Annotated in this window: 20 protein-coding genes; 15 read left to right on the top strand and 5 right to left on the bottom strand. The window is 47.0% G+C overall.

The window, feature by feature from the left end; genetic code table 11:
- Nucleotides 1-47 precede the first annotated feature (47 nt).
- Nucleotides 48-725 carry a uracil-DNA glycosylase gene (gene ung / locus ACES2C_RS12800; RefSeq protein WP_374163488.1) on the top strand — a complete coding sequence of 226 codons (678 nt, stop codon included), beginning with the start codon at nt 48-50 and terminating at the stop codon, nt 723-725.
- A gap of 443 nt (nt 726-1,168) precedes the next feature.
- Here ung and ACES2C_RS12795 read toward each other — a convergent pair whose 3' ends face one another.
- Entirely contained in the window at nt 1,169-1,639 is a 471-nt protein-coding gene (locus ACES2C_RS12795; RefSeq protein WP_374163487.1) for an Lrp/AsnC family transcriptional regulator, read from the bottom strand.
- 106 nt (nt 1,640-1,745) lie between these two features.
- Here ACES2C_RS12795 and ACES2C_RS12790 point away from each other — a divergent pair, with 106 nt between their 5' ends.
- A complete protein-coding gene (locus ACES2C_RS12790) occupies nt 1,746-3,605 on the top strand; it encodes an Nramp family divalent metal transporter (RefSeq protein WP_374163486.1) in 1,860 nt (619 codons plus the stop codon).
- On the opposite strand, the gene ACES2C_RS12785 is transcribed toward ACES2C_RS12790, so the two are convergent.
- Together ACES2C_RS12785 and ACES2C_RS12780 are read right to left on the bottom strand one after the other, a co-directional pair.
- Nucleotides 3,592-4,227 carry a hypothetical protein gene (locus ACES2C_RS12785; RefSeq protein ID WP_374163485.1) on the bottom strand — a complete coding sequence of 212 codons (636 nt, stop codon included), beginning with the start codon at nt 4,225-4,227 and terminating at the stop codon, nt 3,592-3,594. The two genes, ACES2C_RS12790 and ACES2C_RS12785, sit on opposite strands and share 14 nt — an antisense overlap.
- The gene (locus ACES2C_RS12780; RefSeq protein WP_374163484.1) at nt 4,224-4,796 is read right to left on the bottom strand and encodes a helix-turn-helix domain-containing protein; all 573 of its coding nucleotides are present in this window, start codon (nt 4,794-4,796) and stop codon (nt 4,224-4,226) included. Before ACES2C_RS12780 ends, ACES2C_RS12785 begins: the two co-directional genes overlap by 4 nt.
- 874 nt (nt 4,797-5,670) lie before the next feature.
- Here ACES2C_RS12780 and ACES2C_RS12775 point away from each other — a divergent pair.
- The 11 genes from ACES2C_RS12775 to ACES2C_RS12725 all read left to right on the top strand — a co-directional run bounded on the left by ACES2C_RS12775 (nt 5,671) and on the right by ACES2C_RS12725 (nt 18,388).
- The gene (locus ACES2C_RS12775; protein WP_374166949.1) at nt 5,671-6,630 is read left to right on the top strand and encodes an AAA family ATPase; all 960 of its coding nucleotides are present in this window, start codon (nt 5,671-5,673) and stop codon (nt 6,628-6,630) included.
- Nucleotides 6,631-7,437: 807 nt separating this feature from the next.
- The gene (locus tag ACES2C_RS12770) at nt 7,438-8,313 is read left to right on the top strand and encodes a DUF58 domain-containing protein (protein WP_374163483.1); all 876 of its coding nucleotides are present in this window, start codon (nt 7,438-7,440) and stop codon (nt 8,311-8,313) included.
- The gene (locus ACES2C_RS12765; protein ID WP_374163482.1) at nt 8,310-10,286 is read left to right on the top strand and encodes a VWA domain-containing protein; all 1,977 of its coding nucleotides are present in this window, start codon (nt 8,310-8,312) and stop codon (nt 10,284-10,286) included. The genes ACES2C_RS12770 and ACES2C_RS12765 overlap by 4 nt, the downstream gene beginning before the upstream one ends.
- A gap of 3 nt (nt 10,287-10,289) precedes the next feature.
- Nucleotides 10,290-11,330: a VWA domain-containing protein gene (locus tag ACES2C_RS12760; RefSeq protein WP_374163481.1), complete on the top strand. Its 1,041-nt coding sequence runs from the start codon at nt 10,290-10,292 to the stop codon at nt 11,328-11,330.
- The gene (locus tag ACES2C_RS12755; protein ID WP_374163480.1) at nt 11,327-12,040 is read left to right on the top strand and encodes a tetratricopeptide repeat protein; all 714 of its coding nucleotides are present in this window, start codon (nt 11,327-11,329) and stop codon (nt 12,038-12,040) included. The genes ACES2C_RS12760 and ACES2C_RS12755 overlap by 4 nt, the downstream gene beginning before the upstream one ends.
- A gap of 3 nt (nt 12,041-12,043) precedes the next feature.
- Complete coding sequence (locus tag ACES2C_RS12750) at nt 12,044-13,864, top strand: BatD family protein (protein ID WP_374163479.1); 1,821 nt, start codon at nt 12,044-12,046, stop codon at nt 13,862-13,864.
- Nucleotides 13,842-14,633 (top strand): tetratricopeptide repeat protein, encoded by a 792-nt coding sequence (locus tag ACES2C_RS12745; protein ID WP_374163478.1) that lies wholly within the window; start codon nt 13,842-13,844, stop codon nt 14,631-14,633. Before ACES2C_RS12750 ends, ACES2C_RS12745 begins: the two co-directional genes overlap by 23 nt.
- A 150-nt stretch (nt 14,634-14,783) precedes the next feature.
- A complete protein-coding gene (locus ACES2C_RS12740) occupies nt 14,784-15,686 on the top strand; it encodes a hypothetical protein (RefSeq protein WP_374163477.1) in 903 nt (300 codons plus the stop codon).
- A 13-nt stretch (nt 15,687-15,699) separates the two neighbouring features.
- Complete coding sequence (locus ACES2C_RS12735) at nt 15,700-16,389, top strand: hypothetical protein (RefSeq protein WP_374163476.1); 690 nt, start codon at nt 15,700-15,702, stop codon at nt 16,387-16,389.
- Between the two features lie 156 nt (nt 16,390-16,545).
- Nucleotides 16,546-17,373, top strand: a complete 828-nt coding sequence (locus ACES2C_RS12730) for a gliding motility-associated C-terminal domain-containing protein (RefSeq protein ID WP_374163475.1) — start codon at nt 16,546-16,548, stop codon at nt 17,371-17,373.
- A 31-nt stretch (nt 17,374-17,404) separates the two neighbouring features.
- Nucleotides 17,405-18,388 carry a type IX secretion system membrane protein PorP/SprF gene (locus ACES2C_RS12725; RefSeq protein WP_374163474.1) on the top strand — a complete coding sequence of 328 codons (984 nt, stop codon included), beginning with the start codon at nt 17,405-17,407 and terminating at the stop codon, nt 18,386-18,388.
- A gap of 18 nt (nt 18,389-18,406) precedes the next feature.
- Here ACES2C_RS12725 and ACES2C_RS12720 read toward each other — a convergent pair whose 3' ends face one another.
- On the bottom strand, nt 18,407-20,971 hold the full coding sequence (locus ACES2C_RS12720) for an ATP-binding protein (protein WP_374163473.1): 2,565 nt from the start codon (nt 20,969-20,971) through the stop codon (nt 18,407-18,409).
- Between the two features lie 228 nt (nt 20,972-21,199).
- Here ACES2C_RS12720 and ACES2C_RS12715 point away from each other — a divergent pair, with 228 nt between their 5' ends.
- Nucleotides 21,200-22,081 (top strand): tetratricopeptide repeat protein, encoded by an 882-nt coding sequence (locus ACES2C_RS12715; RefSeq protein WP_374163472.1) that lies wholly within the window; start codon nt 21,200-21,202, stop codon nt 22,079-22,081.
- 248 nt (nt 22,082-22,329) lie between these two features.
- On the top strand, nt 22,330-23,118 hold the full coding sequence (locus ACES2C_RS12710; RefSeq protein WP_374163471.1) for a sensor histidine kinase: 789 nt from the start codon (nt 22,330-22,332) through the stop codon (nt 23,116-23,118).
- On the opposite strand, the gene ACES2C_RS12705 is transcribed toward ACES2C_RS12710, so the two are convergent.
- A complete protein-coding gene (locus tag ACES2C_RS12705) occupies nt 23,098-25,254 on the bottom strand; it encodes an FUSC family membrane protein (RefSeq protein ID WP_374163470.1) in 2,157 nt (718 codons plus the stop codon). The genes ACES2C_RS12710 and ACES2C_RS12705 overlap by 21 nt on opposite strands.
- Nucleotides 25,255-25,269: the final 15 nt, after the last annotated feature.

Raw genomic sequence — 25,269 nt, 5'->3', positions numbered from 1 at the left:
ATGCAAATATCCGCTTATTTAACCGCTTAAGCAAAAAATAAACAACTATGTCAGTTCAAATCGAAGAATCATGGCGGGCAGTGCTGGGAGCTGAATTTGAAAAAGATTATATGAAAGCCCTGAAGGGCTTTCTGCTGCAGGAAAAGCAGGACGGAAAAACGGTCTTCCCTCCCGGGAACCTGATCTTCAACGCTTTCAATCATACCCCCTTTAACAACGTAAAAGCTGTTATCCTTGGACAAGATCCCTACCATGGGCCTGGACAGGCGCACGGACTCGCTTTCTCTGTTCAAAAAGGCGTAACGATCCCTCCCTCGCTGAGAAGCATCTATAAAGAACTGCAGGACGATATTCCGGGCTTCACCCCTCCCCGGCACGGCGAACTTACAAAATGGGCAGACGAGGGCATTCTTCTGCTGAATGCAACGCTTACCGTGAGAAAAGGAGAAGCTGCATCACATCATAACAAGGGCTGGGAAATATTTACAGACGAAGCGATCAGGCAACTGTCTGACAAGAAGAAAGGCATCGTATTCCTTCTGTGGGGCAAAAATGCACAGGCAAAAATTCCGCTTATTGATGCCGACAAGCATTTTATCCTGAAAGCAGCTCACCCCTCCCCCTATTCCGCCAGCCACGGCTTCTTCGGCTGCAGGCATTTTTCAAAGACCAACCAGCTCCTGAAAGAACAGGGAGTAACCGAAATCGACTGGCAGATTAAGTAGTAAGCGGGTTGTGAGTGGTAAGTAGTAAGTTGTAAGTAGTAAGTAATAAGTTGTAAGTAGTAAGTAGTAAGTTTTAAGTAGTAAGTTTTAAGTTTTAAGTGGTAAGTTTTAAGTTTTAAGTTTTAAGTGGTAAGTTTTAAGTTTTAAGTTTTAAGTTTTAAGTTTTAAGAAGTTAGCGGCTCGTTGCTGGTTATAGGTATTGGTATTAAGTTGTAAGTAGTAAGTAGTAAGTAGTAAGTGGCAGGTGGATAAGTTGTGAGCATTTAAGTAGTAGGAGGTGTGCCTTCGGTCCCCATTGCGCCTTCCGCTAATGCGCTATGTTTCGATACTCGATACTCGCTACTTGATACTTGATACTTGATACTTGACACTTGATACTCACTACTTGATACTAAGTACTTAGAACTTAAAACTTACCACTTAAAACTTAAAAAGCTTGCCGGCTAATACTCCAAAGGCAATACCGGCTCTTTCTTACTGGTAGACAGGATCATCATGGTCTGGAAGGTCTTGACCACTCTGATCTTACTGATCTTCTCCATGATGAGCTTCTCGTAGGCTTTGATATCCTTTACATAAATTTTCAGGACAAAATCACAGCCGCCGGTCACGTGATGACACTCCGTAATTTCCCTTATTTTTTTAACCTCGTCAACAAAAGTCTGAATGGTGTTGTTTTGATGGAAGTCGAGCTGAATCTGAATAAAGGTTTTGATTCCCAGGCCCAGCTCCTCTTCATCTACCGTTGCATGATAACTTTTAATGACACCCAGATTTTCCAATTTCCTAACCCGTTCGAGTGTAGGGGCAGGCGAAAGCCCGATCTCGCCTGAAAGTTGCAAGTTGGTGATACGTCCGTTTTGCTGCAACGTTTTAAGAATTTGAAGATCAATTTTATCTGGTTGGTATGGCATAATGTAGAATTAATGCGCCAATTTAAAATAATTTGAAAACATATTTTATTTTTAGATTAATCTAATTTTAATATTAGATTTGCTAAACAAGTTTTTATAAGACCTTATGGGAGAATCATTAGGAGAAGTACATTCTACAATTAAAACTTCAGGAAAAACAGGATGGCGGAGACTACTTGCTTTTTTGGGGCCTGCTTATTTGGTGAGTGTAGGCTATATGGATCCCGGAAACTGGGCCACTGATATTGCAGGCGGAAGTCAGTTCGGATACAAGCTCATCTGGGTTCTGCTCATGTCAAACCTGATTGCCCTCCTGCTGCAGTCGCTCAGTGCAAGATTAGGTATTGTAAAAGGGCTTGATCTAGCCCAGGCCTCCCGGCAGGCATATGCCAGGTGGGCAAACTACCCGCTCTTCGCACTTGCACAAGTCGCCATCATCGCCTGCGACCTCGCGGAGATCATCGGCATGGCAATCGGCCTTCAATTATTGTTCGGGCTGCCGCTGATCTGGGGAATTTCAATCACCATACTCGACACCTTTCTTCTCCTCTTTCTGCTGAACAAGGGCATGCGCTCTATGGAGAGCTTCATCGTATCGATGGTCTTCATTGTGGGATTATCCTTCCTTGCCGAAATGTTCATTGTCAGTCCGGAGGTAAGCGAGGTTATCAGCGGCTTTAAGCCCTCTCTCCTGAGCGGTAACGCCCTCTACATTGCCATCGGCATTATTGGCGCCACCGTAATGCCGCACAACCTTTACCTGCACTCATCGCTGGTGCAGACACGAAAGATTGAACGCACGTCGGAAGGCATCAAAGAGTCGCTTAAGTTCAACCTGGTAGATACCACGGTTGCTCTTAACCTGGCCTTCCTGGTAAACGCCTCTATTCTCATTCTTGCCGCTACGGCATTCCACAAGAACGGTTACCATGAAGTAGCGCAAATCCAGGACGCACATAAACTGCTCGAAAACATTTTCGGCTCACTGGCCCCGGCGTTGTTTGCCGTCGCGCTGATTGCTGCAGGTCAGAGCTCAACCGTCACTGGCACACTCGCGGGTCAGATCATTATGGAGGGACATATCAACCTTCGTATCGCCCCCTGGCTCCGCAGGCTCGCCACCCGGTTGCTAGCCATCATTCCGGCCTTTTTTACCATCCTCTACTTTGGAGAAGAAGCACTGGGAGAATTGCTGGTCCTCAGTCAGGTTGTGTTAAGCCTCCAGCTCGGCTTTGCGGTGATCCCGCTTATCCATTTCACATCGGATAAAAGCTCTATGGGTGAATTCGCCATTAAAACATGGGTGAAGATCCTTGCATGGGTGAGTGCTCTTGTTATTGTGGGGCTGAATATGAAACTGGTTTTTGAAGAAGTGGTCAGCTGGATGCATACCTCACAAAGCACCTGGTGGGTTTATGTTTTTATTTTCCCTCTCATCACTGGCATTCTGTTCCTTCTTGGTTATGTAATTTTTCACCCCTTCATCCATAAAGCGCAAACCGAAAAATACAATTCCCTTTATGGAAAAGCGATCGATATCGCCGATATCGAGGGAGTGACCTACGAGAAAATCGGCATTCCTGTCGACTTCTCAAGCAGGGACAAAAGCACCATTCGTAATGCCCTGATACAGGGAGGAAAAACAGCGCATTATTTCCTGATCCATATTGTGGATACGGCTGGCGCTACTTATCATGGAGAAAAGGTGATGGACTTTGAGACAAAGAGCGACTTCGAGAATCTGCAGAAATACCAGCTCAACCTTGAAAAGCTCGGTTATGAAGCCTCCGTGCTGATTGGCTACGGCAACACCGCCGGCGCCATAGTACGCCTGACGAGGATCAACGACATTGATCTTTTAGTAATGGCAGCACACGGCCACAAAGGAGTAAAAGACATCATATTCGGCAGTACCCTCGATACCGTCAGACACCGGGTGAAGATCCCCGTGCTTATCGTCCGCTAGTCCGGGGCTGTGCCAGCAGACCCTTCAGCTGTTTGTTGCTGATTTCCTTGTTGATGTCAATATAACCAGGGTAGCTGATCTTCTTTGAAGCGACTTCGATCGCCGGTTTAACTCTGAGTGTGACAATGGCGGTGCGTTCCTCTTTTGCAGAAAGGAAAGATGCAACGGCATCCTGGTATGCCGCGTTACTGAGCAGCGGATATAAATCCCGGTCGATGCGGACAGGCACAAGAGCTACGCCGCCATCTGGCTCCACTTCTACCGGCTGATCAATTGTGCCCTCTGCCAGGACTGCATCCTTGATTGCAATCTGATACTCCAGACTGCTGATCCCGGCTTTCTCATCACCCGGGTTGATAATTTTCATCATCACGCGCCCCTTCAAAGGGACATGACGCTGAAGCATGGCAAATGCAAGAGCAGGCGTTGAAGCAAGATCAATGCCCCCTGAAGAAACGAGCTTCGCTACATTCATATTAGCGATGTAAAGGCTGTCGGCAGATTCAATTGAAAACACGCAGTCCTTTAGCGCCTTCATCTGCTCCACCTGATCGCCAACGCCGCAGGAGCCCGTTATTGTGACAACCACTACCAGCAAACATTTTATGAACCATTTTTTCATATAACAGAATCAATCGGCTTTCTTAACACTTCCTTTCTTGAAGACTTGTACTCTGACGGCGTCTGACCCGTCACTTTCCTGAACTGGGAGGACAAGTGCTGAACACTGCTATACCCCACTCTAAAAGCGATTTCCGTCATATTCAATTCGTCATAGAAAAGAAGTTCCTTAACTTTCTCTATTTTCTGACGGATGATATACTGCTCGAGTGTCACGCCCTCAACAGACGAAAACAGATTACTCAGGTAGGCGTAATCCTGATGCAGCTCGCCCGAGACCAGGTGCGACCAATTCACCTTCAGATCAAGATTGCCCGAGTGATGAATTTTTTGAATGACGATATTCTTAATTGCCTCGATCTGACGAGTTTTTGAATCGTCAAGCAATTCGAAGCCAAGCTCCTTCAGCCTCTGCTCCAGCTGCGGCTTGACCTCGCCGCTTAGAGGTTCAGAAAGAACAACGCGGCCCAGGTCCACCTGCAGGGGCTTCAAACCGAGTTTCGCCAGCTCTGCTTCCACAACGAGCACGCAGCGGGCGCAAACCATATTCTTAATAAATAAATCTGCCATCAAAGCAAAGTTACACTTTAAGAAATAACGTGGGCGATCATGGTATATTTCGCGGCCTCGTCTCCTATCTTTGTTGTGAGATCAAGATGACCTCCCTTTCGCCACCGGGCCGATACAGGGTATCTACAAGGATACTCCTGGTTCGTCATGCTTGCCGGATACCTTCGGAGTGCGTCCGGGCTGAGTGCGGGTAAAAAGGAGATTTATCCGCACTTAACCCGCACTCAACCCGGACTCACCCCGCACGCGCAACGAAAAAGAAAAAGTATTGAAACGAATCAGGAACGATTCGTTATAAGAAAAACATTCATGAGCGGTGCACACAAAAGGCGAGAAAAGTCAGATGAATACTTCATTGAACTGTGCTTTCAATCGGAGATAAAAGCTAACAGAATGTTCTTTGAGCCCTTTAAAAGAACAAAAACACTTTCGCAAAAGCCAAACTTTTTTGGAAGGCAATTTGCTCTGACGGGATCATTTTTTCTGTTTAAGCACTTTCATGAGTTCCCCCCTCGGTGCGGCTGAACATGTGACAAGGCACGTCAACTACCTTTCCCCTCTATATAGAACACCGCCCAGCATCTCTTTCGCGGAAAGTCCATAAGTTAGCAGCAATCAAAAAGAGCCTTTTGATCAGCGCTTGTCTCCAGCTTCAGCCACTGCTCATCATATTTTTTTGTCCCAACCTGTCTTTTGAAACAGCTTTTCAGAAGAACATCTGTATTTTAACAATTTTTAACATAAAAATACTCCTCTAATTTAGTTAAAACTTTGCTGTCTTTTTAAGTTTGCTTCGCCAATTCAAATATTCATGGAAGAACAATTAAACACTAGTTCGTCGTATTCCACCGATATCAGGGCGCTAAATGAAATGATCCAAAGAGAAAGCGCCTTCATCGACCTCCTGGTTATGGAGATGGACAAAGTAATAGTGGGACAAAAATATATGGTGGAGCGACTGCTGATAGGCCTCCTTGCCGACGGACATATCCTGCTCGAGGGTGTGCCGGGGCTTGCAAAGACGCTTGCTATCAATACGCTTTCGAAGGCGATCCAGGCCGACTTCAGCCGGATTCAGTTCACACCAGACCTGCTTCCCGCCGACCTCGTCGGTACCATGATCTATAACCAGAAAAAGGATGAGTTTGTAGTCAGAAAAGGGCCTGTTTTTTCTAATTTCATTCTGGCGGACGAAATCAACCGTGCGCCGGCTAAAGTACAGAGTGCGCTCCTGGAAGCGATGCAGGAAAGGCAGGTTACCATCGGCGACAACACCTTCGCTCTGCCCTCGCCTTTTCTGGTTCTGGCCACTCAAAATCCTCTGGAACAGGAAGGGACCTATCCCCTGCCGGAAGCACAAACCGATCGCTTTATGCTGAAGATTGTGATCGGGTATCCCGGCAAGGAAGAAGAGAAACGAATCATAAGAGCCAACATTGCTCCACAAGGCATGCTGAAGCCGAACGCAATTATCCGCCCCGATGATATTCTGAGGGCCAGAAAAGTGGTGAGAGAAGTGTACATGGACGAGAAAATTGAGCAATACATTATCGATATTGTTTTTGCCACCCGCTTTCCCGACCAGTACAAACTGCCGGATTACAAAAACCTCATCAGTTACGGTGCCTCTCCCCGTGCGAGCATCAGCTTAGCTCTCGCCGCGAAGGCGTATGCGTTCATTAAGAGAAGAGGCTATGTCATTCCTGAGGATGTTAGGGCGATCTGCCACGATGTTCTTCGTCACCGCATCGGCCTGAGCTACGAAGCGGAGGCAGAAGGCATTTCTGCAGAAGATATTATTACAGGCATCCTGAATGTAGTGGAAGTGCCTTGATAGATGGGTTGTGGGTTGTGAGTTGCGGGTAGCGGGTAGCGGGTTGCGGGTTGTGAGTTGCGGGATGTGGGATGTGGGATGTGGGTTGTGGGATGTGAGTTGTGAGTTGTGAGTTGCGTGTTGTGGGTTGTGAGTTACGGATTACCAGTTGGGTTGCGACTTGCAGGTCGTTCGTTTTGAGTTGTATGTTACGGGTTACGAGTTGGGGGTTGCGCGTTGCTTGTTGTGAGTTATATGTCGCGGATTACGAGCTGGGTTGCGACTTGTAGATTGCTTGTTTTGAGTTGTATGTTGCGAGTTACGAGCTGGAGTGGGAGTTGTCCGTGGCTTGTTGTTACTTGTTACTTGCAGAGTTTAGTTTCAGTTTCTGTCGTGAAGTTTGGATTGCAAATTGAGCTGCCGGCTGTAAGTTTTGAGTTGAAACTGCCGGGTCAAGACTATCAGCATAAGTTAGCCAGGGGATCAGTGAGCGAAAGCAAACAAAAGAAAACCGATCCCAAACTGCTGAAAGCTAACGATCGAAAGCTAACTGATAAAAGCAGAAAACCGATTGCGGATTGCTGCCTGCTGACAGTTGCGTACAACAAACTGATTGCTGACTGCCGACTACAGACCGCTGCGTGCAACAAACCGATTGCGGATTGCTGATTGCAGCTAACTGATTGCTGACTGCCGACTGCTGACCGCTGGTTGCGACAAACCGATTGCGGATTGCTGACTGCAGCTAACTCATTGCTGATTGCTGACTGCTGATTGCCAACAGCTAACAGCCAACTGCTAATCGCCAACCGCCAATTGCCAATAAATATGGAAACAAAAGAACTGCTAGCTAAGGTTAGAAAAATAGAGATCAAGACGAGGGGATTAAGCACCAATCTCCTCTCGGGCGAATACCAGTCCGCCTTTAAGGGCAGGGGCATGGCCTTCAGTGAAGTTCGTGAGTACGAGCTGGGGGACGAGATCAGAACGATCGACTGGAACGTAACTGCCCGTTTTAACCACCCCTTTGTCAAGGTTTTCAATGAAGAACGCGAGCTGTCGGTCATGTTATTGATCGATGTCAGTGCATCGGGCAATTTCGGAACGGTCAACCAGCTGAAACAAGAGCTGGCTACCGAGTTGTGTGCCGTACTCGCGTTCTCAGCAATCCAGAACAATGACAAGGTGGGCGTTATCTTCTTCAGCGATAAGATTGAGAAGTTTATTCCGCCGAAGAAAGGAAGAAGTCATATTCTGATGATCATACGCGAGCTTCTGGCCTTCAAACCCGTCCACAAGGGGACGGATGTGAGTCAGGCGCTGAGCTACCTCACCAGCGTCATCAGGAAAAGATGTACAGCCTTCGTTATCTCCGACTTTATCAGCGGGCCTTTTGAGGCGGCACTTAAAATCGCCAACAAAAAGCACGACGTGGTTGCCCTGAAGTTATATGACCGCCACGAAGAAGAATTTCCGGACCTGGGGCTCATTCCTGTTGAAGATTCAGAAAGCGGCCAGTTGTATTGGATCAACACCAGTGACAAGTCGGTCCGCAACAGCTATAAAGCAGAAGCGAAGAGGCGAAGTGAGGAAGCCGGCAGCCAGTTCAGAAGATCGGGCGTGGACTTTACCAGCATCGGCACGCACGAGCCATACGTTAAACCACTGATTAGCCTGTTTAAGAAAAGGGGAATACGAAGATGATGAAGAAAGAAACATTTAAGCGCCTGGCCATCCTGCTCCTGCTCGTTGCTATACAGCGTTTCGCAGCGATAGCGCAGGAAATAAAGGCAGAAGCGCGCCTTGACAAGGTATCAATTCCGCTGGGGGATCAAACTCAGCTCCATCTGAGCGTCCAATTCCCGGCAAAAGAAGAGGTTGAGCTGCCGGTACTGCGTGATTCTATTGGTCCAAAGGTTCAGATCGTGAGCACCAGAACGGACACCAGCTTCAGCAGGCAGGACGTTAGTATTGAGACGATCACTCAGCATATCACCATCACGGCCTTTGAGCCAGGAACCTACACCATACCTTCCTACACGTTCAGGACAAAGTCGGGCGGCTTCAGCACCCGGGAACTTACCTTACAAGTACTGCCGGTGCAGGTAGATACCACCAAGGGCTTCTATGACATTAAACAACCTTTGGCGGTAAAGTACACGCTCTGGGACTGGCTGAGAGACAACTCGATTTTGATCCTTATTGTGCTTGCGATCCTTCTTGCAAGCGTGTACGTCTACAAGCACTGGAAGAAACGGCCGGCAAAAGAAGCGCCTCCGCAGGAAGAAAAACGGATTATAATACCAGAACATGAAGCAGCTTTACAAAGGCTGGAAGAACTGCGGAACAAAAAGCTCTGGCAACAGGACCGAGTAAAAGAGTACCACAGTGAACTGACAGACATCATCAGGGACTACCTGGAAAAAAGATACAAAATAAAGGCCATGGAGCTGACCAGCGACGAACTGCTGACCAGCCTGCGAACGGTTGACATCGATAATGACGACCGCATGCTGCTCAGGCAGATCCTTGGCCTGGCTGACCTTGTAAAATTTGCAAAGGAAAGACCTCTCGCTACAGACAATGAGCGGAGTATGGAACAGGCGGTTTTGTTCGTTCTGCATACACAAAAGGCTCCGCTGGCGGAAACTAAAGAAGAAAAAAAGGCAATGCAGATACTTAAAGGAATTGAATTCGCAAACCCGGGCTTTTTCTGGTTGCTGGTGCTCATTCCTGCAGTAATCGCCTGGTATATATGGAAAGACAAAGACATTCAGGGAAAGCTCCTGATGTCATCGGCAAAAGGATTCGTCACCAGGTCTTCGGGCAGGCTGCCCGGCTTTCGACATACGCCGCTAGTCTTGCGACTGCTGGCTATGCTCTGTCTGATCATTGCGCTTGCCCGGCCTCAGTCGTCGCTCAGCTGGAAAAACACAACAACAGAAGGCATTGACATCATGATCGCCTCGGACATATCGGGGAGCATGCTTGCCGAAGACTTTAAGCCCAACCGGCTGGAGGCAGGAAAGGACATTGCGATCGACTTTATCAAGGCGCGGCCTGATGATCGCATCGGCCTGGTCGTTTTCAGTGGAGAAAGCTTTACACAATGTCCTCTCACCATTGACCACGATGTGCTGGTCAACCTTTTCGCCAGTATTAAGAATGGCATGATCGAGGACGGGACGGCAATCGGCATGGGACTTGCCACCGCAGTTAACAGGCTAAAAGACAGTCCCGCGAAGAGCAAGGTAGTGATCCTGCTGACGGACGGTTCCAATAATGCAGGTTCTATTCCACCCTTAACGGCAGCACAAATTGCCAAACACTTTAATGTCAGGGTCTATACGGTTGGCGTTGGTACCAACGGCTATGCTCCCTACCCGGTACCATCTCCCTATGGAGGAGTAAGCTATCAGCGCATGCCGGTTCAGATCGATGAGGCAACGCTGAGTAAGATAGCCCAAACAACGGGAGGTAAATATTTCAGAGCTACGAATAATGAGAAGCTGAAGGCTATTTACGAACAGATCGACCAGATGGAGAAAGCGAAGATCGACGTGACGCAGTATCGCAGGAAGACTGAGTTATTCTGGCCCCTTGCGGCTCTCGCCCTTCTTTTTCTCCTCATTGAATTTACATTAAGGAACACGCTCTTTAAGGGAGCATTAACATAGGTCATGTTACGGTTTGAACATATTGAATTTTTGTGGTGCCTGGCACTTTTGCCAGTCCTGATCCTGCTTTTCGTCAGGACCAGCAGGTGGAAACGGAAGGCATTAGCGAGTTTAGGCAGCCGGGCGGTTATCGGGAAAATTATGCCGGAAGTGTCATCATCTAAGCCCCGGCTTAAGTTCCTCCTTTTTCTGATCGCGTATGTATTTCTGGTGATTGGTCTGGCTAATCCCCAGATCGGAACGAAGCTGGAAGAAGTAAAACGTAAGGGCGCTGACATCATGATCCTGCTTGACGTCTCTAATAGCATGCTGGCCCAGGATCTTGCCCAGAACAGGCTTGAGAGCGCTAAAATGGCCATCTCCCAGCTCATTGATAACATGCACGACGACAGAGTTGGAATCGTGGTCTTTGCAGGTCAGGCTTATGTTCAGCTGCCAATGACGACCGATTATTCAGCAGCGAAGTTGTTTCTGAATACAATCAATACCAGCATGGTCCCTACCCAGGGTACTGCCATAGGCGCTGCAATAGCAATGGGAATGAGGTCTCTTGATTTTAAGGACGGCATGACAAAGGCCATGATCGTAATGACTGACGGTGAAAATCATGAAGACGATGCCGTAGCAGCTGCCAGTGCGGCAAGAGACAATGATGTAGTGATTCATGTAATGGGCCTGGGCTCTCCGGAAGGAGCTCCGGTGCCTTTGCTAAAAAATGGCCAGGTGAGCGGCTTCCACACCGACAGTGCAGGCCACACCGTTGTTACCAAACTGAATGAAGACATGTGCCGGCAAATTGCATCCGCCGGAGGCGGCGCTTATGTTCGTTCTGCTAACGGCAGCAGCGGCATGAATATTATCATGGATGAAATAGGCAAAATGCAACGAAAAGAATATGGAACGAAGTCGTTTAAGGACTTTGAAGATCGTTTTCAGGTCTTTCTGGCCTTGTCGTTCCTGATCCTTCTGGCCGACCTGTTTGTCCATCTCAGAAAAAACAGAAGGCTGAGCAATTTGAAATTATTTGAAGTAAAGAAGTCATGAAGAGATTGATAGTGGCAACCATTCTGGTATTGCAAACCTGCTTTCTTTACGCCCAGAAAGAAAAGAAGTACGTAGTACAGGGCAACGAACTGTACAAACAGCAAAAATATCAGGAGGCAGAAAAGAACTACCGAAAATCGTTAGCGGTAAAAGGGAAGCTGGTGGAAGGGAATTTCAACCTGGGCGACGCACTGTACAAGCAGAAAAAATTCGGGGAGGCGGGAGAACAGTTCGGCAGGATTGCTGCCGCCGCTCAGGATAAGAATGTGCAGGCGCAGGCCTTTCATAACCTGGGCAATTCGCTCCTGTCGTCAAAAAAGATCCAGGAAAGCATTGAAGCCTATAAGAAAGCGCTGCTAAACAATCCGAAAGACGACCAGACACGCTACAACCTCGCTTATGCACAGCAACTGCTAAAAAACCAGCAGAACAAGCAGAATCAGAACAAGCAGAATCAGAATAAGAACAAAGACCAGAACAAGCAAGATCAGAAGAACAAAGATCAGCAGGACAAGAATGATCAGAATAAGAACAAGGACCAGGATAAGAAAGACCAGCAGAATGGAAACCAGCCCCGCCCCGACCAGCTGTCAAAAGATGAGGCGGAACGAATGCTGGAAGCGCTCAACAATCAGGAACGGGGAACGCAGGACAAATTAAAGAACAAGAAGTTTGGCGGGGCAAAGGGCCGGATAACAAAGGACTGGTAGAACATGAACAGGACATCAAGATCATTGACATTGCGGATACTGCCGATTCTCCTGCTTCTAGCATCAGGGCTGTTTGCAGACAACGTACGGTTTACGGCTTCTGTTAGTAAGTCGCAGGTTGCAACGGGTGAAGAATTTGAAGTAAGCTTCTCGGTAAACAGCAATGCCGACGGCTTTAACCCGCCCTCATTTAATGGCTTTCAGGTCTTAGGCGGCCCGAACGTCTCCTCCAGTATGACCTCCATCAACGGCAGCATGTCGGCAAGTACCACCTACAGCTACTACCTCATGGGGGTGAAAGAAGGCAATTACACGATCGGTCCCGCCAGCATTGTGGTAAACGGAAGGAGTTACCGCACCAATGTCGTGCGGATAAAGGTAGTAAAGGGGCGTCCGGTGCCGCAGGTGAGCACAGGGAGCGCGCCATCTGCCGGGGATGACGACATCGCGGTGAGCAGGCCAGCAAAGCTCGCCAATTCGCTCTTCCTGCGAGCGGTGGTCGACAAGAGCAAGGTGTATCAGGGCGAGCAGATTACCCTTAGCTATAAGCTCTACACCCGAGTATCGATAGTAGCAAGTCAGCTTGATAAGCTGCCCGACCTGAACGGATTCTGGAGTGAGGAGATACCGAATGACAACAAGAACGTTGAGTGGAAAGTAGAAACATACAAGGGACAGCAGTATCACGTAGCAGTTGTGAAACAGTCGGTACTATTTCCGGATCATGCAGGCGACTTAAAGATCGAGCCGGTAGAGATGACCTTTGTTGTCAGGCAGCAAGCACCTGCAAAAACCCTAATGGACGAATTCTTCGGGACATACGAAGACGTAAAATATAAAGTAAAGAGCCTTCCGGCAATTGTACATGTGAGGCCCTTGCCTCTTAACGGGAAGCCTGCCGATTTTAACGGGGCAGTGGGAAAATTTAATATTCAGGCCGCGGTAGACAAGAAGGAGCTGAAAGCTAACGAGTCGCTGACGTACTCTCTGAAGATCACAGGCTCGGGAAATCTCAAACTATTGAAAGCTCCTGACATCAGCTTCCCGCCCGACTTTGAGAAATACGATCCAAAGATCACCGATGCCATCACAACACAGCCCTCAGGCGTTTCCGGCACCAGAACGTACTCTTACCTCACTATTCCGAGAAATGAAGGCGACTTTACCATTCCACCTCTCCGATTTACCTATTTTGACCCTGTGAGCGGAAAATATGAAACAGCTTCTGCACCTCCGTTCAAAATAAAAGTAAACAAGGGAACGGGGAACGGCAATGTAGTGTACTCCTCTGATCAGCGCGATCTCAAGCTCTTGAATAAGGATATCGGGTACATCAAGACAGATGACTCAAATCTTGATCTTGAGGATGAAGATTTTTACGGCTCCACCTTGTTCTACATCCTGCTGGCAGCCGGTCCCTTGCTGCTTGCCGCCGCCTTTATCTATCGGAAACGGATGGAGGAACAAAACAGCGACCCCGTTCTTGTACGGAACCGAAAGGCAGCAAAGCTGGCAGCTACGCATCTTGCCAGCGCCGAAAGGCAGCTCGCCTCGAACAATGCGAAAGCATTTTATGAGGAACTGTCACGGGGCCTGTATGGCTACCTAAGTCACAAGCTTGATATTCCTCCTGCCAGGTTAAATGCAGAAGCGATCGTTGCTGCCCTGCAAAGCCGTCATCTTGACGAGGTCTTCGTGCGCGACCTGAAAGAAACGCTTGATCTTTGCGAAATGGCGCGGTTTGCTCCTGTTAGTGGTATTTCAGCTAAAGAAGTCTTTGAAAAATCGAGAAACATTATTTATGAGATTGAGAATAAGATATAAATGGTTCAAACCGGCGCTTGTCCTCCTTTTCATTGCAGTTCTTTTTCTGCAGATCCGTGCAGCTAAAGCCGGCGAGGGAGAAGATGGGTTTAAAGCAGCTAATGAACTCTATGCAAAAGGGAAATATCAGGAAGCGATAAGCGCGTATCAGAAACTAACCAGTGCAGGATACCGGTCAGCGCCGCTCTATTTCAACCTGGGTAATGCCTTTTATAGAACGGGCAATATTTCATCTGCGATTCTTTATTACGAAAAGGCGCATAAGCTCGATCCGTCAGACGAAGATATCAAGATGAACATCGCGATAGCAAATTTGAAAACGATCGATAAAGTAGAAGCGGCTCCTGATTTCTTTTTGTTCAGGTGGTGGAGAGGCCTTATCTTATTGTTTTCACTCAATACACTGGCCTGGCTAGCCGTCTTATTCTTATTGCCCGGCAGCCTGTGCTTTGCCGCTTACCTTTTTGCGCAGACCGTCCGGGGCAAGAAACTTGCCTTTTTTTCCGGGCTGGGTCTGAGCCTTGTGTCTGTAGTCTTCCTGTTTTTGGCGAACAGGCAAGCTGCTTATTTCTCAAATAACCGGCAGGCTATTATCATGAGGAGTTCCACACCTGTAAAAAGCGGACCTTCTTCGACATATCCTACAACCTTTGTTATTCATCCCGGAACTAAAGTTACACTGGTGAGCGAGAAGCCGGGCTGGCTACGTGTAAAACTAGCTAATGACTCTACCGGCTGGGTAAGAGCACAGGATTTGGAGACAATATAAAGAATAAAAAAAGCAGTAAAGTAACTTCTGGCCCCATCAGTCGTATAACTCAGTATAAGAACCATTTGCCAGCCATTTTAAGCTACCGTGCATCTGGTCTTATGACTATCTATGTACGAAGAACATGTCTGAGGGTAGAGTCTCTACTTTATGATACTGGTTTATTTAAAAAAGTTCTACAACTTAAGTCGGTCTATTCTTATCCTGCAACTCTGCCTAGTTGCCCTCTTTATCCTGGCACGAGACAAAGAACTCTCGATCTCAGGCCGTCCACCCAAGGTTGAAGCAAACGGACTTATAACGTTGACCACTCCTCCAAATTGTCAAATTACTACCGACGAAACCATATCAAAATGCTCAAGCTCTCTTGAACTTAAAGTTGATTCAGGAAAGTCGGGCTATTACTGGTCCACCGGCTCCCAATCGCCCTCTATCACTGTAACCCAATCAGGAACCTATTGGTGGGAATATGTCGACATGAGCAGAAATGCAGTGAAGAACGGGTCCTTTTCTGAAGGGAAGCAAGGCTTTGCAAGCGGGTACGATTACCGCGCTTCTCAGCCTAATGCCTTATTTGATGAGGGTACCTACGCAATAACGAATGATCCGAGATCTGTTCACAATCAATTTGCGACGTTTTCTGATCACACCAACGGAGCAGGTCTGATGATGGTCGTTAATGGGGCAGTCACGGCTGGGGTTAAAGTATGGAGCCAGGACATCGTAGTTGAGCCGTTCAGCACCTACGTATTCTCGATCTGGGCAGCATCTACAGTATCGATGAACCCGGGCTTTCTCAAATTCTCTATCAACGGGAAAAGCGTAGGAGACATAAGCCTTTCGAGTTCAACAGGTTCCTGGAAGGAGTTCAAGATAAACTGGTCTTCCGAAAGCAATACGGCAGCAAGTATTGCCATTGTAAATCAAAGAATCGACCAGGGAGGAAACGACTTTGCCCTCGACGACATTGTATTCGCTCCGGTATGTCGCAAGACCTATAATGTTTCGCTCTTTGCCAATCCGCCCAAACCAACCATAATCGCCAATAACTGAAATACATAAAGACATGAAAAAAATAACATTTACCCCAAACGTCCTTCTTACCCTTGTATTACTGACATTCTCCATTACGACACTCAGGGGGCAGACAGCACCAGCAGGCCCAAGCGATGCGACAAAAAACCCACCCACTAATGCCTCAGACGTAAAACAAGTACTGTGTGCAACATCAGTAATAAAACTAAAGATCAGCGCGACCTCTGACGCAGCATATAAGACCTACAAATGGTTTAAAGTAACAGGCGCAACCACCACGATGGTCAAGGACGGCGCCGATAACAGCTATACCGAAACGCCGGCAGGTCCGGGGTACTACTCCTATCGGCTTATTGTTACCAATAATAATGACTGTACATCCGAAGAGTCAGACCTCTTTGAAGTATACGTGCTACCGGTCCTGGCTCCAACAATTTCTGCCTCGAAGGCTGAGATCTGCGAAAAGGAACAGTCGTCGTCAACTCTAACGGTCGACGGACTGGATGCACGGTTCCAGTACAATTATCAATGGACGAGAAACAGTACGCCTATTGCGGGGGCCGCAAATGCGTCCTACGAGGTTAAAGAAGCAGCCCCCGGTAATGTTACTTACGGCGTAAACGTTTCCTACAAGCTCAATAGCAGCTGTACAGGAAGCGACGACGAGCAAATCAGGGTGATTGCAATTCCGTCGAAACCTGTTATTGAAATAGGCAACTAGCTGGCTTGGCAGGAAGAAAGATCTAAGATGCGGCCGCTGCATGCCATAGTGATCTCTCTCCTACTGTTGTGGATTATAACTGGATTAACTGTTTGTCGAGCCCAGACAGCAGTGTCTCCAGCTATAATAACCATAACAGAGGGACAATCTATAATCTTGAAAGCACCGGATGCGACTGCAGCTGCCTGGCAATGGTTTAAAAATGAGAGCCCTATTGAAAATGCAAATGCGAATAAAATAACAGTGACGGAACCAGGTGTCTATCGAGTAATTACCTACAACAGAGCGTCCTGTGCATCGCCGCCGTCTGACCCGGTTGAGATCAAGCTAACACCTGGGGCCGCTGACCTGAGCTTACAAAAACGAGCTGAAGATAAACAAGTCGGTGTAGGGGAACCGTTCGACTATCTCCTTGAAGTACAAAACAAGGGGCCTCACACTGCATCTAATATCCGGCTTGAAGACAGTCTTCCCAATGATCTGGACTTCCTGAGGGTGGCCGGTGTAACGCAGGGAAAGGTAGTCTTTGAAGGCGCCAGTAATACCGTGATCTGGAATGCGGGAGCTTTGGATTCAGGCGCAGTCGCGCAGCTACGAATAGAAGTAAAAGCGAACAGGAGTGGCAACGTGGTCAACACAGCCCGGGTGACAGCAAGTGAGCGTGACAACTATCTGCACAACAATGTGGGCATAAACGAGAAGAAGATCCTCGGCTTAAAGATTCCTAATGTCTTTACCCCTAATGGAGATGGAATGAACGACACCTTTGAAATAGAAAATTTGCTTGAATTTCCAGACAACGACATTGTGATTCTGAACAGGTGGGGAAACTCCGTATACGAAAAACGTAACTATCAGAATACCTGGACTGCTGAAGGCCTGGTTGAAGGCACCTACTTTTACGTATTAAAGGTGAGGAATACAAAAGGACAACAGGACATATATAAGGGCTACGTAACTGTACTGAGAGATACAAAAAAATGATTTTTAGATAGAAGAGACGAATACCAACCCTATGATTATGAGATTAAAGCAGTTACTTCTCTCGTTGACCGCATTCCTTTTGAAACTGCCACTATTTGGCCAGCAGGACGCGCAGTACAGCCAATATACATTTAATGGTCTTTATGTTAACACAGCGTACGCAGGATATAAACAGGATTTTTATATCCACTCTTTCTATCGCTCTCAGTGGACAGGACTTGACGGAGCACCAGAAAACTTCTCTTTTTCTGTAGACGGGGCCGTTAATGACAAGAAAGTAGGACTTGGCTTGCTGCTATCAAACGACGTCGTTGGCGCTCAGAACCTTTTCTCAGCCACTGCATGTTATTCGTATCGGATCCAGGTGGGACACAACGAAAACAGCAGATTGTCTTTCGGAGTTGGAGCAGGGTTTATTCAGTCGGGAATCGACGGGTCGAAGCTTGATCCCTTGCGGGATGGCGATAGAACCGTGCCGACAATAAGTAATACGGTTCTTTTACCGTCAGGAAGGTTAGGGATTCTTTATTCGAACGAAAATGTGTTTGTTGGCTTTGCAGCGGACAATATTTTAACCAAGCTATTCAATAAAGATTACACTGATAAAGTTCCTGTCCCCCAGCCGCACTATTATTTTAACTGCGGAGGAATCATAAAAGTAAACGACGACACGAAAGTGAAGCCCTCGGTCTTGTTAAAAAGCGACTTTCATGCTCCTGCAAGCCTTGACTTCAACGCTTCTGTCTTATTGCGGGAGCGGCTATGGATAGGAGGCGCATACCGGGCCTCGGTACCTCTCTATTCTAAAATAGCCCCCGATAAGCCGCTAAAGAAGTCAACGGCCTTGCTTGGTCTGCTTGAGTTTTTCGCAAATGAAAACTTGCGGATAGGCTATGCCTTTGATTATTCCCTGTCCTCACTGGCCGACTATAGCTATGGGTCGCACGAAATCTCCGTAGGTATCTTCCTGAGAGGCAGCAGGACGACCGCCTCCACGAACCGATGTTATTTCTAACCTTACTTACTTACTTACTTACTTACTGCTAATCCACCTTTCTGCATCTTTCCGATGGGTAAAGAACTGAAAAGTTATATTTCCTTCGATAACCTCTGCACTTTTATGAGCTGACATCTGACTAAAGGAGCTCGGGGATAATATCCATGCAAACAACCGAAGTCCGCTCCTCTGCATCATCGGGAACCACTCTTCCCTTCCCCAGTCAGCTGCCTCCGACCAGGTTCCCATGACTTCCGAATTATCGTTTAAAACCTTGTGGCATCGATTTCTCTTCATCATCTGCAGCATAATCATACAGCCGTGCTTCACAGAGTTTAAATCCTGAAATCCCCGCCACGTTGCTTCTATCCGCTCTTTTCCTGCATTGTAAACAACCGTAATCTTGCTGTCTTCATAATAAGTTTCGCTGTTAACGCGGGGGACGGAATTGTCCCGGTCTTCAATCGGAAGTCTGAAGTAAAATATAGACCCCTTCCCTTCCGCGCTCTCTATCCAAAAACTTCCGTTATGGCGTTTTAATATTTCTGAAGAAATAAACAAACCGAGCCCCAGTCCTTCAAAACGCATTGCTGTATTGTCTACACGATAATAGCGATCAAAAAGCCGGTCAAGGTGTTTTTTCGCTATTCCGACTCCAAAGTCTTCTACAGCAACGACGATGCTGCCATCGACGACATCACATCGTACGATTACCCTATTTGCGCCAGGCGAGTATTTGACGGCATTGCTAAGGAAATTATGCATTACCTGCTCCAGCCGGAGCTGATCGCCCTTAAACAGAACATCGACCGTGCTTTCGAGAACAATCTTATGCTTAGGACTCATATGCTGCACGCTTTCTACGGCGTTTGCAACCATCTCCTTAAAATTAAAAAGCTGCATCAGGTAGTTCATTTTCCCCGCGTTGATCTTCGTGACGTCAAGGAGATCACTGATCAGTTTTTCGAGACGGTAAATGTGGAGAGCGGATTTCTCAGCAAACCCCTTCAATTTTTCGGCATCGTTTGTCCTTACCATTAACTGATTAAAGGCCCGTATACTGGTGAGGGGCGTTTTAAGTTCATGGCTGGCGATAGAGAGGAATTCGTCTTTCTTTTGCTCGTTATTTTTCTGAACCTCGATATTGGTATTCGTCCCGATCCAGAGCGTTATGTTTCCATGTTCCAGTAACGGCACAGCCCTTGAAAGATGCCATAAATAGGCGCCGGAGACCCGCAGCCTGAACTCTCTCATAAAAGGGGTTCCACTTTCCAGAGATATCTGCCAGGCGCGCTGCGCGCCATCCCAGTCCTCAGGATGCACAAACCTTTGCCAGCCTGAGTGCATCACATCCTCCGCGCTGACATCAAAGTCGTCGATAACGATCTGGTTTACATAGTCCAGAGAGCCGTTTGGCCTGGCAGTCCAAACCTGCTGCGGTACCGCATTGAGCATAAAACGGAATCTTCTCTCGCTTTCAGCCAGGGCAACGGTTCTGTTTCTAACGCGCTCCTCGAGCTCGATGTTTAATTTATTGAGCCGTTCCTGGGTGAGATGCAGCTCGTCATTAATAGCAGTTAACTCTTCGTTTGCGGCTGCCAGCTCTTCATTTAAAGATTGTTCTCTGATTAATAATTCTCCCTGCTCATACGCGTAACCGCTGTTCAGGATCGTTCCGGCATGCAGCCCTACAGTCTCTAAAAAACGACGATAATCATCATCAAGTCTTTTTCTTGGGGATACACCTAAAATGATATGCCCCTGTACTTTTGCCTCGCCTGCGGCAAGGGGTACAATCACCGCTTCCACACATGCTTCGCCGGGCTCACTATACACCGGTGCTCCGAGCACCTGGCCAAGATCATGAATAAAATAAGAGCCTGTGCCGTCAAACTCTCTCGAAAATAACCACTCCGCTCCAGATACATGCCCCTCTGATATACCAGTAATAAAGATTAGCTCTAAAGCGCCGTACGGCGCGCCGGTAGCGATATATAGAGCACAAAAGGGAATATCGGACTTTGCTCCCTCCAGTATATCCCTTATCAGCGCCCCGCCCTCCTGAACGGAAAGTACGCTGCTCTGGCCTTGCAGGAACTGAAGGAGCACCGCATTACGTCTCTCATTAATAACCTTGTAGCTCGTTTCAATCACTGCGTTGAAAACGCCACCGATCTTTCCGTCAATGTCAACAATAGGCGAAAGAGTATAATCGAAATAGCACTCCTCGGCATAGCCATACCGTCGCATAAGAAGCAGAGCATTGTCACGGCGGATAGACTCACCGTTCTGCAGAACAGATTCGAACTCAGCCTGCAATCCATCCCATATTTCGGGCCATACCACAGCTCCTTCTTTTCCAAGGCACCAGGGGTGCTTTTCACCAGGAATGGAACTCCATGCATCATTGTAAAGCAGGATGAAGGTTTCCCCCCAATAAATCGCGATTGGAAATGCGGAGTTTAAAGAAATACTGAGAGCTGACTTCAAGCTTTCAGGCCACTGTTCAAAGGTTCCCAGAGATGTCGCCGCCCAATCCGCAGAACGAATAAGACCGCCCATTCTTCCACCCCCATTTAAAAACTGATTTGTATATGTCATCCAGATAGATTCCAATTCTCGGAATTTATACAAATTAACAACTTTTATTCATGTTCACATTCGAACGAGTGTAATAGGCACCGCATCAACAATGGAACAATAATAAAGGCAGAATGCCAGCCTTCGCACTCGCACTCCTGATATAATTATTCAATAAGAGAGCAAAATTCGGAACTATATCTCTGACCCGTCGTATAACCAACTAAAGTTCGAATCAAAAACACTGGAATGTTTGGCAAAGCGCATATCTTATTCTTTTGTTCCTTTTTGCTTTGCCACTTCGGAGCGTTGGGGTCCTCCTCCGAAATACCTCTCCCCGATAAAAAGTACTATTCGCGAAAAGTAGACTCGCTAAATGAGCTGGCCTTTGACGTAAAACGGCGGAACGTGGAGAAAGCGATGGGGTTGCTTTACCAGGCGCTGACCCTTGCAACTAAGTACAACTATTTAAAAGGCATAGCTACGAACAGGTTGTACGAAGCCGGCCTGTACCAGCAAAATGGGTTCGAAAGAAAAGCTCTCGCTCTCTACTACAAGGCACTGGAAATTAGCCGAGCCACTAATGACACTTTAAATATAGCACGAGCAAACCAGCAGTTAGGCAACCTGCTTGTCGACGGAAACCAACTAAAAGATGCTGAAAGCTTATATCTCCAGGCAATTGAAAAGTATATCCTGCTGAACAGGCGAGAAGATATTGTTAACATTTTAAATAGTCTGGGCCTTGTTAAATTAAATCAAAAAGACTTCCGGGCAGCAAAAAAGTACTTTGAGAACGCCCTGGAGATTAGCAATAGCTCCGCTTATTACTACGGCCGAAAAAAGGCCACCTTTAATCGGGGGCTCCTTTGTCTTGCTCAAGGTAAGTTATTGGAGGCGAAGAATCATTTTCGAAAGTCTCTTAGTCTTGATATTAAAATAAATGACAGATATAGTATTGCACTTACCCAGACAAAACTCGCCGATATAGCTGAAAAAGAAGGAAGTTTCCGAGATGCTATTGCGTTCTCCAAGGCGGCATTTACGGGAGGAAAGTCGATCTCGTCTATAAAAATCTGCATCGAGGCTATTCGGTCCCTCTGCTCGATCTACCAAAAAAAGGAGATTTAACTCAAGTAATACATTGGCAACAAGAGCTGATCCGGTACCAGGAGATACTGAATAGCAGAGAAAAAAACTACGCTTTAAACTTTCTCGATATTCTAAAAGAACAGTACATAAAGCAACTGGAGGCAGAGAAAACAGCAGTAGCGGCGCGGAATAAAACGGTATACTTCACGCTTGTTATGGTCCTTGCGTGTGTAGGTGCCTCCATATTCATAATACTCAGTTATTTCTGGTATAAAGAGTATAAAAAGGTGAAACTCTTCAGTCGGGAGCTTTCTGACAAAAACAGAGTAATTGAACAGAACATCGAATCACTTAACGAGCTAAACCGGGCCATCTCGTGCCAAAACCAAAGCCTGGAAGACAGTAATAAAATGAAAGACAAGCTATTGTCTATCGTCTCACACGACCTTCGCCAGCCTTTAGTGAACACCAAAAGCATTCTCGACATGCTTAATCAGTTTGATTTGGAGAAAGAAGAAAAGGAAGCGCTTTTCTCGGATCTTGAAGGACAATACGTACAGTCCCTTTCGCTTTTAGACAATCTTCTGTTCTGGATTAAGGGCCAAATGAACGGAGAGAGTGGCCGCTTCGAGCAAATTGACGTCAATGAAGCCGTTTCCGTTATCCTTGGAGAAATTGCGTTGCCCTTAAAACGAAAGAATATTAAGGTTTTCAACGAACTAGCAGATGAATTGTACGTAGTCGCAGACAAGGAAATGTTAAAAGTAATTTTTCGCAACCTTCTCTCCAATGCAGTCAAGTTTACGAATAATGGTTGGATCCGCATTTCTGCCAGCGTAGGGGATAATCTTTACATCCATATACAGGATAGCGGAAAAGGTATGGATGCTAAGGCAATTAACAAGATCCAGGAAAAGGTTTATTTCACAACAAAAGGCACCAATAGAGAAAATGGAAGCGGCTTTGGTCTCATGATATGTCAGGATCTGATACTAAAACATAAAGGACTCCTGAAGATCGAAAGCAAGCTTGGAGAGGGCTCTACTTTTACTGTATCACTTCCTAAATCCAAATAATGGAGATGCAGTTCCCTTGCTTTGCTCCCTTGCTATAGCAACGGAATGGTTTAGGATCTCATAGCTAACCCTAACTAGCCAATTACCCGCTTCGGGTGGCTCTTCATCACCTGTAACATGCAACTCATCTTTCAGAATAATGTCGTTATCCTCAAGAAAAGCAGCGCCCTTTTTTAACAGGCCAATGACCTGTTCAATTACCTTCTCATGTTCGTCTATTTCCTCAGCCAACTCCTTTACTTGCAAAGAGGAAAAGATAGAAGAGGCCGCAGATATCATGATCTGGTTTAAGACCTGAAAGTAAAACACCGACTGTTCCTTTGCTGTAAGCTGGTTCGGTTCAGCAAGCATGGCCTTAAACGCAGCGGAGAGATTAGCGAGGCTGATATAGGTTTCTTTCCTGAGAAGCTTGTATGCTGTAGTATTTCTGGGGCGACCCGAAATCTCCTCGCGCAACAGTTCCCAGTACCGGATGTTTGCGCCCAGTACCTCCGTCATGAAGAAGGAAAGCCTTCTGGCCTCCCAGGTTGGCAAAACGTAGGCAAACACAAAGGATATTCCACAACCCAGAAGCGTATCGTAAAGCCGTTCGAAGATAAATCCTGCGCCTGATCCAGTGTAGATGCTCAGGCAAAGGACAACCATTGCGGTGATGGCTACAACACTGAGCAGATAATTGATTCGGTTCAGTGCAAAAAACAAAAGCAGTAATAAAACGGCCAGGATAAGCATGACGGCAGGACTGCTAAGAGCATACAATAATCCCAGCCCCATAGCAATACCTAACAAACTGCCGCCTAAACGCTGCCTGTTCCTCTTCTGCGTATGATTAAATGAAGGTCGCATCACAATGATGACCGTCAGCAATATCCAGTAACTATAGGCCCCCAAAGCAAAGAACACGGTGAGCAGGTAGGCAAAAACAGTGGCAGCGGTGACGCGAATGGAAAACCGGAACACCGGCGACTTAAAATTCAGGTTGTTCAAAAAAACGCTGATCCCGGTTTCAGGACTGCTGACAAAATGCTCGTACTCGACCTCGGCCTCATCCTCAATAGAAAAGAGATTATGATCACGCATGATCTCTCTCCTCACAGCTAATATCCTGTCGTTAATTTCTGTTATATTCCGCTGTAACTTTCTTAGAAAAGCAGCATTTGAAGACGACTCTCTGTCTATAATATATTGCAGTCTTTCGTGCAGCAACCCGCTTTCTTCGTCGTGAAGTCTTTGCACCGGCAAGCCGGCACCACTAGTAAGAGCATAGCCGAGGCTTCGAAGCTCTTCTGACAGGTTTTCAATCATCTGCCGAACAAGCTCTAAAACACCGCTCACCTTAAATTTTTCCCTTACATGCTGATAATCGTAATGAACTGCACTAATCTCCTCATAAAGGTCGATGGTATAAACGGCAGTGCGCAGAAGGGTACGTCCCTCCTGGTTGTCCTCCCTCATGGCTTTCCGGTCTCGCAATATCAATTGCCGCACCTGCTCCTGTTTTTCGCTTACCAGGACATGAAGTGACAGCACCTTGTTGTACACCTCGTCAAGCGGGACACGTGTGTCATAAAGAGCGGTTCGGCTGTGGAGGAAATCGGCGGTTGCCATTAAGCATTCGCCAATAGAATGGCGCGCCGGCCGGAGCGGAAACATGACCGCCTGCAGCAGACTGACAAGATAGTACCAGAGCGTTCCAAACAGGATAGAGATGCTGAAGATAAATGCATCCTGCGGACGAAATCCCCAAACAAAGATCATGAACAGAATGGCCGCGGTTCCCAGGGCAGAAAACCGACTGCCATAAGCAACAAGCATTGAACATACAAAGACAACAAGTCCGATTAACAAGCCGGCAATCGCAGGATAGGGCCAAGCCAGAGCAGTTACAAACGCAAGTAAAAAAAAGGCGGGAATACTAATGAGGGAGACTTTCTTCTTTTCTGCCACGGAACCGCTTGCGTCCGTAAGGCTGATCATCAAGGATCCAAGCCCGACCGTTATCGCCGCCTGAGGGAACTGCAAGTAAAACAGCAGAACTACAGGCAGCACCACTGTTAGGGTTACCCGCAATGCGTCTGTAGAGTACTCAGAAAGTAAGAAAAATAAGAGCTTTCGGAATAGCGGAAGTCTCTTCATATGATGTGCACGAAG

It is taken from the genome of Arcticibacter sp. MXS-1 (genome assembly GCF_041902385.1).
Classification (GTDB): domain Bacteria; phylum Bacteroidota; class Bacteroidia; order Sphingobacteriales; family Sphingobacteriaceae; genus Arcticibacter.
Note: the sequence above shows the minus strand (reverse complement) of the source record. Positions and strands in the feature narration are given on the sequence as shown.